Source organism: Thermodesulfobacteriota bacterium, from assembly GCA_039028315.1.
In the GTDB taxonomy this organism is placed as follows: domain Bacteria; phylum Desulfobacterota_D; class UBA1144; order Nemesobacterales; family UBA2774; genus CR02bin9.
The window spans coordinates 1-11,246 of record JBCCIH010000063.1 but is presented as its reverse complement, the minus strand read 5'-3'; the positions used below and the strand labels follow the sequence as shown (position 1 = coordinate 11,246).

Annotated in this window: 13 protein-coding genes; 10 read left to right on the top strand and 3 right to left on the bottom strand. The window is 40.0% G+C overall.

The genetic code is table 11. The features are described from left to right. From xerD to der, 7 genes are all read left to right on the top strand, one after another. On the top strand, positions 1-723 hold a 723-nt coding region (gene xerD, locus AAF462_05495; protein ID MEM7008574.1), incomplete at its 5' end, for a site-specific tyrosine recombinase XerD. Positions 724-774: 51 nt separating this feature from the next. Then, positions 775-1,467: a site-2 protease family protein gene (locus AAF462_05490; GenBank protein MEM7008573.1), complete on the top strand. Its 693-nt coding sequence runs from the start codon at positions 775-777 to the stop codon at positions 1,465-1,467. Next, entirely contained in the window at positions 1,464-2,237 is a 774-nt protein-coding gene (locus AAF462_05485) for a segregation/condensation protein A (protein MEM7008572.1), read from the top strand. Before AAF462_05490 ends, AAF462_05485 begins: the two co-directional genes overlap by 4 nt. Continuing rightward, entirely contained in the window at positions 2,224-2,805 is a 582-nt protein-coding gene (scpB, locus tag AAF462_05480; protein ID MEM7008571.1) for an SMC-Scp complex subunit ScpB, read from the top strand. Before AAF462_05485 ends, scpB begins: the two co-directional genes overlap by 14 nt. 20 nt (positions 2,806-2,825) lie before the next feature. Then, on the top strand, positions 2,826-3,575 hold the full coding sequence (locus tag AAF462_05475) for a hypothetical protein (protein ID MEM7008570.1): 750 nt from the start codon (positions 2,826-2,828) through the stop codon (positions 3,573-3,575). Between the two features lie 97 nt (positions 3,576-3,672). After that, complete coding sequence (locus tag AAF462_05470) at positions 3,673-4,308, top strand: CVNH domain-containing protein (protein ID MEM7008569.1); 636 nt, start codon at positions 3,673-3,675, stop codon at positions 4,306-4,308. Positions 4,309-4,434: 126 nt separating this feature from the next. After that, complete coding sequence (gene der / locus AAF462_05465) at positions 4,435-5,775, top strand: ribosome biogenesis GTPase Der (protein ID MEM7008568.1); 1,341 nt, start codon at positions 4,435-4,437, stop codon at positions 5,773-5,775. Here der and AAF462_05460 read toward each other — a convergent pair. Next, entirely contained in the window at positions 5,772-7,028 is a 1,257-nt protein-coding gene (locus AAF462_05460; protein ID MEM7008567.1) for a glycosyltransferase family 4 protein, read from the bottom strand. The two genes, der and AAF462_05460, sit on opposite strands and share 4 nt — an antisense overlap. 139 nt (positions 7,029-7,167) lie before the next feature. Here AAF462_05460 and AAF462_05455 point away from each other — a divergent pair, with 139 nt between their 5' ends. Further along, a complete protein-coding gene (locus AAF462_05455; GenBank protein ID MEM7008566.1) occupies positions 7,168-8,064 on the top strand; it encodes a hypothetical protein in 897 nt (298 codons plus the stop codon). A 36-nt stretch (positions 8,065-8,100) separates the two neighbouring features. On the opposite strand, the gene AAF462_05450 is transcribed toward AAF462_05455, so the two are convergent. Continuing rightward, positions 8,101-8,658, bottom strand: a complete 558-nt coding sequence (locus AAF462_05450) for a polyhydroxyalkanoate synthesis regulator DNA-binding domain-containing protein (protein MEM7008565.1) — start codon at positions 8,656-8,658, stop codon at positions 8,101-8,103. 147 nt (positions 8,659-8,805) lie between these two features. Between AAF462_05450 and AAF462_05445 the strand changes: the two genes are divergently transcribed. Further along, complete coding sequence (locus tag AAF462_05445) at positions 8,806-9,762, top strand: branched-chain amino acid transaminase (protein MEM7008564.1); 957 nt, start codon at positions 8,806-8,808, stop codon at positions 9,760-9,762. Continuing rightward, positions 9,749-10,201: a metal-dependent hydrolase gene (locus AAF462_05440; protein MEM7008563.1), complete on the top strand. Its 453-nt coding sequence runs from the start codon at positions 9,749-9,751 to the stop codon at positions 10,199-10,201. The genes AAF462_05445 and AAF462_05440 overlap by 14 nt, the downstream gene beginning before the upstream one ends. A gap of 2 nt (positions 10,202-10,203) precedes the next feature. Here AAF462_05440 and sppA read toward each other — a convergent pair. Then, a partial coding sequence (gene sppA / locus AAF462_05435) for a signal peptide peptidase SppA (protein ID MEM7008562.1) occupies positions 10,204-11,246 on the bottom strand: 1,043 nt, incomplete at its 5' end.

Below are 11,246 nucleotides of genomic sequence, written 5' to 3'. Positions count from 1 at the left end.
TTCCTCTCAGAATTCAAGAAACAAGGCTTTAGCGATACCACTACCGTTAGAACCATAGTATCTATCAAACAGTTCTTCAAATATCTGCTTCTCGAAAAGATTATAAAAGAAGACCCAACCTCTCAGATTCAGACCCCAAAAATGAAAAAAAGCATACCAGGTGTGATATCACTTGAAGACGTTGAGATAATCCTAGCATCACCCGATGAATCAACACCAGAAGGCATAAGGGATTTAGCGATGCTTGAGGTTCTCTACGCAACCGGCATCAGGGTCTCAGAGTTAATTGGGCTTAAGCTAAACGATGTAAACTTTGAGATGGGATTTGTGATTGTATACGGCAAAGGCTCAAAAGAGAGAATCGTGCCCATTGGAGAGAAAGCACAGGAGAAGTTAAAGATCTATATGGAGAACTCAAGGCCTGTGCTTCTAAAAGGTAAAGATGCAAAGGAGCTTTTTGTCACAAGAAGAGGAAAAGGCATGAGTCGCCAAGGTTTTTGGAAACTTATTAAAAACTACGCCCTTAAATCAGGCATAACAAAAGACATTAGCCCTCATACGCTAAGACACTCATTTGCCACACATCTCTTAGAACGTGGCGCTGATCTTAGGACCATTCAGATAATGCTCGGGCACTCTGATATATCTACAACACAGATATATACTCATGTAGAAAGCGAGAGGCTTAAGGAAATACACAAAAAATATCATCCAAGATCGTAAAACCCCTTTATATTGAGTATAGTAATAATCTAAAAATTACCCACAAACCTAATGAATTTTGACTTCCTTAACAATATAAATTTTGCGCTCATATTAATACAGGCCCCGGTCATTTTGCTCTCACTGACCATACATGAGTATTTTCACGGCTGGACTGCAAACAAGCTCGGTGACCCTACTGCGCTTCTTCAGGGAAGACTTACTCTAAACCCGATAGCCCATCTGGACGTGCTTGGCACAATCCTAATGTTTGTAGTGGGCTTTGGATGGGCAAAACCTGTGCCGATTAATGCAATGAATTTTAAGGATCCTAGGAAAGGAACACTTCTTGTAGCCATTGCGGGCCCTTTATCTAACCTGGCAACTGCTATAATTGCGGGAGTAATACTAAGGTCTCTTATACCCAAAGTAATTGCCGGGCAGATAGCGCCTGGAAGTATCGAAGCTTTGGTGGTAATAATACTTATCCTAGCCCTTGTTTACGGTATAGCACTTGCAGTTTTTAACATGATCCCAATACCGCCGCTAGATGGATCAAGGGTGATGTATGCTGTGCTCCCAGATAAACTTTTATACCCCTACGCACGTTTTGAGCCCTACGGTGTAATATTCCTTTTTGGACTATTTATATTCGGCGGCGGCATATTTAGGTACTTGCTCTACCCGCTCTCATATATTTCTGTTATGTTTTCCGGCTATGATTATGGGATACTTTGGAATATAATAGGACTACTTATGTCATGACGGAATTAAACACAAACGAAGAACATCTGCAAAATCCTGAGCCGTGCTTAGTTAAGGTTCAGCTATTTGAAGGCCCACTTGATCTTCTTCTTCATTTAATCAAGAAGAATGAAGTGGATATCTACGATATTCCAATTGCTAAAATAACCGAGCAGTACATTGAGTACTTAGAATTTATGAAGGTGCTAAATCTTCAGTTTGCGGGAGAATATCTGGTGATCGCGGCAGAGCTTAGCCTAATAAAATCTAAAATGCTCCTTCCCAAGCCGGTTATCGAAGAAGAAGAGGAAGACCCAAGGGCGGAGCTTGTGAGAAGACTAATTGAATATCAGGTCTATAAAGACGCTGCAACAGATTTGGTATCAGGTGACATACTGGGACGAGACGTTTTTAAAAGAGACTATATAGACACTACATTTGAAACGAGTGAAGAAGTAGAGCTTATCCCTGTAGATATGTGGTCTCTCATAGAGGCTTTTAGAGAATTCTACAAGAGAAGAAGCTATCTTTGGGCTGAAGAGATAGAGTTTGAGGCTGAAACAATATCGATTGAGGATAAAATTGAGCAGCTTACAATCAGGCTTCAGACAAGCCCCCAGATCCGCTTTGAGGATCTGTTTGACGACTGCTCGTCAAAATTTGATCTTGTGATAACATTTTTAGCATTACTTGAGCTCTCTAGAACCGACAATATTGAGGTAGCTCAAGAATCACCAGATTCATCAATTTTAATTTCATATATGGGAGAGAGCGAAGTTGGATCTTTCTGATTTAAAAAAATCAATTGAAAGCATTATATTCATTGCTGATCAGCCTGTCAGTGTAGATAAACTCTCTTTGGCATTTCCTAATATTGAGAGAGCGCAGATTAGAAAGTGCCTTAAGGAACTGGTCGCCGAATGGAGCGAACTCAAAAGAGGGTTTTTACTCTCTGAAGTAGCTGGAGGATTTCAATTTAGAACAGATCCTAAGTACAGTGAAGATATTTCAAACTATAACAAAAAAGTAAAGAAGTTCAGACTCAGCCGAGCTGCGCTTGAGGTAACGGCCATTATTGCCTACAAACAGCCTGTTACCAGAGTAGAAATTGAGAGCATTAGAGGTGTAGACTCTTCTGGAGTTATAAACGTTTTAATGGAAAGAAGAGTTATCGAGATAAAGGGCAGAAAAGAAGTTATTGGAAAACCGTTTTTATATGGAACTACATCAGAATTTTTGGAAGTATTCGGGCTTAAGAGCTTAAATGACCTTCCGACCTTAAAGGAATTAGATGAGATCACGCAAAATATTGAGCCCAATATACCGCCAATAGAAGAAAATAGCGAAACAACGATATAATCAGACAAGTATCATAGCCCATGGACAAAAACTCTGTCCTAGAGAATATAAAAGACCATTTTACAAACTGCGGATTTAATTTAGTCAGAGCAATTGACCCTGCTAAATATAATGAGGCCGTAGACCAAGAGGGTTGTGTTGATAATTTTTTGCCAAATACAAAATCTATAATACTAGTAGGTTTTGCTGGTAAGAGTTTCTGGGCAATATTTAATGACTATTTAGAAAAAAATCCTGCGTTTAAAGAGAAGAATACCGATCTAATTGATCAATATACAGTTTTACAGTTCAAAAGAGCTAGACAGATCTTAGATGAGAATAATATGGCCTTTAAAGAGTTCTATCCTTTTGGAGAAAACGCCCTCTCACTCAACTTCTTAAAACTTGCTGAGCTTGGGGGAGCAGGTGTTAAGAGCCTTCTTGGTATCTTTCTGAATCCAAGATATGGATCTTGGATGTCTCTGAGAGGAGCATTAATAACCGATATTGAGCCTAAAGAATACGATAGCCCTTTACAAGGTTTTAACCCCTGCCCTACTTGTGATAAGCCGTGTATCTCGGCTTGCCCTATACATGTCATTTCCGAGAGTGGATGGGATTGGCACAGTTGTATGCAATATAGGATTTCAGATTCAACTTGTAAGAGTTTTTGCGCCTCAAGACTGGCATGTCCGTATGGGGAAGATGAGCGCTACACTATGGAGCAGATCCAATATCATCAAGAATTTGTACTTAAAAGCGCTAAAAAGTATTTTAAGAATAACCCTTGAATACAGATAGAGAAAATTCATGCTACCTTGCCCTTGACTCATAGGTGCAAATTCAATCATAATGAATAGGTATTTAAATCTAAGTGGAGGATTTATTATGATGAACTTAAATTATTCATTTTTCTTATTAAGCGCACTAAGTCTTATATTACTGGCTTCACTATTTCTTCCTTCGGATACCGTGGCACAGCAATATCCGCCGGGTAACTATAAGGACAGCTGCACAGATCTTGTGAAAATAGGTCATATGCTTGAGGCAAAGTGCAGAAAAGAAGACGGCACTTGGCAAAATACGGTGCTCTTTTACGGCAGCTGCGATGGTCCTATTCACAACAACAACGGGCAGCTTACATGTAACCAAGGCGGAGGCGGTAATTGGCTGCCGCCAGGAAGCTATCAAAATAGCTGCAGAAATATGGATGTAAGAGGAAATATCCTTCAAGCGCAGTGCCAAAGACAAGACGGATCCTGGAGATACACCAGCATAGATTATGAAGACTGCTACAGTGATATCACAAATCAGAACGGCCGACTACAATGCGGGCAGCGCCATCATCATAATATGGTACCTCGCGGGAGCTACAAACAGACTTGTAGAGACATTGGTATGAATGGTGAAATCTTAAGCGCACAATGCGAGAAGGAAAACGGCAATTGGAGATGGTCTTCACTTAATGTTGAAGATTGTTATGGACCTGTTCAAAACCAAAATGGCCGTTTAGTCTGTCAATAATTTATTAGCCTCCATAAATTAGTTTTAAGTAAACATTTTTATGTTATCAAAACGTATGCAATAGCGGTATTAGATATACCCGATATTCTCAGATAAACTCCTAACCTTCATAAAAATGGAAATAACATGAGTGATATAACTAACCAAAAGCCACTTATAGCCATTGTCGGGCGGCCCAACGTCGGGAAATCAACCCTATTCAATCGATTGATATCTGAGCGAAAATCAATTGTTGAAGACATACCGGGAGTTACACGCGACAGAATATATGCCGACGCTGAGTGGGACGGCAGAGAATTCAGTCTTGTTGACACCGGAGGTTTTGATCCTGAGGGCGAGGAGCTATACCCTAGCCTTATTAAGAATCAGATAGACATAGCCATAGATGAATCAGATCTTATTGTATGCATATTAGATGGGCAAGAAGGTGTGATGCCTCATGACTTAGATGTGATCGAGCTACTTAGAAAAGTCCAAAAGCCGGTCCTGTTTGCTGTTAATAAAATAGATCATGAAAACCACGAGAGCAGCGCAGTTGAATTTCACAGCCTAGGAATAGAAGACCTCACTGCTATATCTGCTATGCAGGGAAGAAATGTATCAGAACTCCTAGATAAAATAGTGGCAGTCATACCCAAATACGAATCTGAGCCTGAACAAGAGGATGATTCAATAAAAGTAGCCGTATTGGGAAAGCCAAATGTAGGAAAATCTACCTTAATAAACCGTTTTTTGGGCGAGGACAGACTCATAACCAGCCCGGTTGCCGGAACAACCAGAGACACGATAGATACAAACATCACCAGGGACGGGAAGAAATATGTACTAATCGACACTGCAGGGATAAGAAGAAAATCGAGGATAAGTTTCTCAGTAGAAAAACACAGCGTATTCAGAGCCGTAAGGGCCATGGAAAGAGCAGATATAGCTATTCTCATGATAGATGCCCAGGAAGGCCCCACTCATCAAGACGCAAGGCTTGCAAGGCTGATAGCTGACAAGGGGCGCGGTTGTATGATACTTCTAAACAAGTGGGACCTAGTGCCCTCGGAAGTAGCTCAGACCCCTGGGGTTGATGAATTATTAAGAGATGAGCTGCTTGCAATAGATTATGCTCCTGTGCTTATAATATCCGCAATGACAGGGCGCGGAATTCATAAGATATTTGATGAGATTGATAGGGTATTTGAGAACTTTTCTCAGAGAATACCCACAAAAAGGCTGAACAGTTTCCTTAGCAAAATAGTTGAGAAAACCCCTCCCCCAATTTATAAAGGAAAAGAAATTAAGTTTTACTACATATCTCAGCCACTTACCAAACAGCCCACGTTTGTAGTGTTCACAAACCGGATTAAAGGCGTTCCCGAGAATTATAAAAGGTTTTTAGAGAATAGGTTCAGAGAAGAGTTTGATCTAGAGGGAACCCCAATCAAACTGGTTTTTCGATCTCAAAGAGATGAGGGCTAGGATTCGGATATGCCCAGCACTTCTAGTATATTTCTTTGGATATCTACCGTGCGGTCGATTGCGAGGAAATTATCCTGTACTCTTTTTCTTCCTAAATGACCCATCTGTTTTCGTAGTTCGGAATCGGTAACCAGCTTTAAAGTAAATTCGCCCATTTGGTTAAAGTCACCAGGATCGCACAGGAAACCGGTAACTCCGTCATCGATTGATTCAACAATTCCACCGGCCTTCTTAAAGCCAATAGAAGGAAGCTCAAAGGCCATAGCTTCGATTACTGAGCGTGGGAAAGGATCAGGATAATTTGATGGTATCACGAATATATCAAAATCCTTTAGATAATTCTTAACCTCTTTCTTATACCCTGTGAAGATGAAGTAATCATCTAGTCCAAACTCGCTTACAAGGCCCTTTAAATAGCTAAGATGATTGTCTTGAAAAAAGTAAGGCGTATCGCCGACTATAACAAATTTAATATCTTTATTTTTATCATCTAATTGATCAATAACCACCTTTGCGGATTTTATAAACAGATCATATCCTTTTCGAGGGACAATTCTTCCTGTGCTTCCGACCACAATGGTATTTTCAGATATACCATAAGTGGACCTTAGCTCACCTTTTATTAAAGCCGGATTGTAATCTTCTATATCTACCCCGTTGTAGATAACCCTTACTTTGTCCTTAACATGATCAAACTGGGCGGCTGTAGCGTTAGAGACGCAGATAATCCTACGCACAACTGAGAGTTTTGCTAATGTAGTGATAATAAAACGGAGCACACTTGTTTGCTGAATATTTCGTACATGCCAGATGACCGGGTGGAGATTTACAAGCCCTATGAGTGCACCTACAACTTTTGCCTGAGTGCCGTTGCAGTAGATGACGTCAATCTTATTTTTCCTTAGCCAATAAGGTGAAGTGATTATTAAAGAGAGCATATCAAAAATATTTAGCAGAATTGATATGAACTTGTGAAGCGGCTCTAAATAGCTGGTTTTACTTAACTTTTCATCCTGAAATGAAATCCCCAGCCTTGGTCTTTTTAAATTCTCAGGGAATCTTTTATCCAATATAATATTTTCATATATACCTTCTTCTTTTAGTCGCTCTGAGAAAACCTCATCTTTAGGTATTAGAACAAATGGGGAAATCTTAGTTCTATCTATATATTTAAGAATGTAGAACAGGCTCTTCCCAGGCCCTCCGTCCCTTATGGAATGATTTATAAAAAGCGCTCTTGGTAATCTATTCATATTAATCTCAAAACTAAAATCGGATTATGCAATTTACCATGACAAGAGTGATTAGGCTAATTGATAAAGTTAATGAAAATCCAAGACTGATAGGTATAATATTGTTAATATCCGCTATACACATACCGCCGGAGGAAAAATGAATACTAAAAAAATGAAATTCACACTCAAAATGGTGATCTGTACTTTTTTTATTTCAATATTAGCCATCGGTGGCTGTGATGTAGAATTTGGCGGCGGTGGAGATAGCGGAGGAGGAAGCGGAAACGGCAGTATAATAGGCGATGTGGTGTTAGAAGGCCAGGTATTAAACTTTGCAGAATTTGGGACGATCACGGTCACTGCAGAGGAAAACAATTTCCGTCTGGATAGAACTACAGCAGATGCAGAAGGTAATTTCAGATTACAGTTTAGAGCTTCAACCGGCACAATAGATGTCGATTTGAGATTTGAGTCTGACTCATTTGATGCAGAGAGACCGAATATAATGGTCGTTGGAAACAGTACTACTATATTAGACATAACTCTTGAGCAAAATCCTAGCATTATATCTATTGATCGCTGGCAGGTGTTCCAAGATATCATTTCTCTTATTAATGATACGGTTTTAGATTTTGCCGAAGACACTGTTGAGTTTAATATTGACGGGAACGGCGGCAACTGCTTGACCGCAGGCGGCACTGTTTCGATTACTTATCAGGTTAAGAGTATCAACATCACTGATTGCAGAGAGGGTATTAGGGCCCAAAGCGGCGGCGCCATCATTCTGCAGGCTGACGAGGGCATAGTTGTATCGAGCACCCAGGACACAATTATAACTTTTGATGACGGATCTGTGGAAATAGGACAGAGCACAAATCCAATTGATAATACTGTTACGATCTCATCTGAAAATCAATTTGGCATTAACGCAGGGGGCAGCTCGGTTGTGACGATCAATCCAGAGAACGAATGCTCTATCAGCGGCGGAAGAGATGCAATAAATGAATTTGGCACCGGCAGTGTAAGCACTTCAATCTGCACACTTTCAAGTTAGATTATAGTAAGTATTTAGTTCAAAAGGGATAAGGAATTACTTCTCTTCGTCCAGCGAATTTACTTTCTTTTCAAGTTCTTTCATTTTTTCCATCAAAAGTTCAACATCACTTGCCTTGTATTGACTTGGCTCGCTGTAACCTTCTCGGCTTTTATGACCAGAGTCATGAGGTTGATTATCTGAATGATTGGAATTATTTGAGCCCTGAGAATCAGAATTGATCTCCTCTGGGTACCAGCCCATCTTTTGCCAGGTGTTGATATTTTTCTTATAGTTTTCCCTGACATGGTTGTAGGGTTGAAACATCATCATAAAATAGTTTTCGAAAAAGTCTTTCGCAACCTGGTTTCCGTATTTGATTAGCATATGAAGGAAAGAAACTGGAAGAATATCTTCTTTATTTTTCTCACTCTCTAATATCACCTGAATTAATATTAACTTTGTAATATCTTCTCCGGATTGGGAATCTATGACTTTTATTTCACTGCCTTCTCTAATAAGAGAGGCAATATCTTCAAAAGTAACATAGCCCTTATTTGTGGAATCATACAGCCTTCTATTGCTGTATTTTTTGATAGTGATTAACTCGCTCATCTGTGATTGGTCCATCGGCATCTGTATAATTATTCAAAGAAAGTTCGGGGAGTCAAGAAATAATACCTTCATACTTGACAACTACCAATAAACAAAGGATTATTTTATATTTGTAAAGAATTTAGCATGGTCTAAGGAGTCTTAGGGATGGAAGAATCACCCTATAAGATTTGGTTCAACGGAGAATTCGTATCATGGGATGATGCAAATGTGCATACGCTAACGCACACACTGCATTATGGTCTTGCTGTATTTGAAGGCATAAGAGCCTACAAATGCGATGATGACCGCTCCGCTGTTTTCAGACTAAAAGAGCATGTAGACAGACTCTATGCCTCAGCACACATAGCACACATAAAAATTCCCTTTTCCAAAGAAGAAGCTACAAATGCTATTTTGGAGCTTCTAACAACTAATGAACTAGACGCTGCGTACATAAGACCTATTGCATATATCGGAGGAGGCAAGATTGGGCTTCATCCCGGTGATAATCCAATAGAGCTTGTGATTGCGGCATACCCTTGGGGAACATACTTAGGAGAAGGAGCTCTCTCAAAAGGTATCACAACAAAAATATCATCTCTGACAAGAATGGGCGTTAACTCCTTTATGACAAAGGCTAAAATTAGCGGGAACTACGCCAATTCGGTTATGGCTAAAATAGAGGCTACAAGCCTTGGGTTTGATGAGGCTATTTTGCTGGACAATGAAGGCTATATTGCTGAGGGAAGCGGCGAGAATATTTTCATAGTCAGAAACGGAATACTGAAAACCCCTCCTCTTACATCGGTTCTTGAGGGTATTACCAGAGACGCAGTGATTAAGATTGCCAAAGATGAAGGTATTGAAGTTGACACTGAGCGTTTCACAAGAGATGAACTCTATATTGCTGAAGAAGCCTTTTTCACAGGTACAGCTGCTGAGATTACACCAATTAGAGAAGTTGATAAAAGAACAATTGGCCAGGGAAAACCAGGTCCTATCACCAAAAAGCTTCAGTCCAGATTCTTTGATATAGTTCAGGGAAGGGACCAAAAATACATGGACTGGCTTGAGTTTTTTTTCACAACCCCCCCGCTTAAAGTAAAGAATGAGTCTTTATAAAAGCCACGTTGCTGGCGGCATCTTTGCATTTATAATCTATCTTGCAGTTCTTATAATATTTTTTGCCTTTAAGCCAAGCTACGAGGTCCTTATATGGTTTGGTCTGTGCATTTTAGGAGCCATTTGGCCCGATATAGATACAAACTCTCATGCACAAAAATTATTCTACGGATTTTTCATTGCACTTGATGCAGTGCTGCTGCTCTCCGGGCGATTCAAAGAAGCTGCGCTCTTAGGGTTTTTCGCTCTTCTTCCTATAATCGGAAAACACAGGGGGTGGACGCATTCAATATCGGCGGCGTTTTTGATCCCCTCTCCCCTTGTTATACTTCCAGTGGTCAAGCCTGAACTTGGAGTTGGAGGGCTTGAGTACTATGTTCCAGTTGTTATCGGATATTTAAGCCATCTAATATTAGACCGGCAATTTAAACTTTACTGATACTATCTAATATCTATGTCATATGGCATTATCGTGAGTACTTTCTCTTTAGTAAGTGAATTCAGAGCTGCAAATATGTTATTTAAGCTTCCTAACACTGAAGAATCTTTAACTAAAGAGGCAATCGAGACTCCCCTTGGTTCGCAGTAAAATTTGACCACCGGCATAGATGTTTCTGAAATTTCCGCTTTCTCTTTTGCGATATTGATTGCTGTTTGAATAGTGCCCAGCTCATCAACAAGGCCATTTTCTTTGGCTTGATTACCAGTCCAAACCCTGCCCTTTGAAAAGCTTTCAGCTTGCTCAAAACCCATTTTTCTTGAATCTGAAACTCTGCCAACAAATTTAGTGTAGTAAAACTCCATTATCTCGAGAAGTTTTGCTTCTTCATCCTCTGAGAAGTCCTTGCTAGAAGTAAACATAAGGGCATTTTTAGCTTTAACCACATAGTCTTTTGTGATACCGAGTTTGTTATAAAGACCGCCTAGGTTAAATTTTCCTGAAACAACACCAATAGAGCCTGTTATGGTCATTGAGTCTGCCACTATTTTATCAGCCCCAAGTGAGAGAAGATATCCTCCGGATGCAGCAACATCAGACATTGATATAACAACGGGCCTTGTTTGTGATATTTCTTCTAACTTTTTGCATATAAGATCTGATGCAACAGCAGAGCCGCCTGGGCTCAAAACCCTAAGGACAAGTGCTCTAACTTTTCTGTCAGATGAGACTTTATCAAGGAGTTTGTTGAGTGATTCAGACCCCATGCTCTTTACAGGGCCGCTTCCCTTGCTCTCTCCAAGAGTTATCATTCCGGAATCTGAAACAACTGCAATAACAGGATAATTTGAGCCGAACTTTCCAATCAAAGAGCGGAGTTTGTTTAATATATTTAGTTTTCTGACAAGATTGCCAGCCTTAACAAGAGACAAGTCTGCTTGTAGGAGAATTGATATGTTTTCTTCAAGCTGAGTTTCATAACAAACCCCATCAATTAGAGCGTTGTCCTGAGCAATATCGGTCATATATGGACCGTTGTCGATCA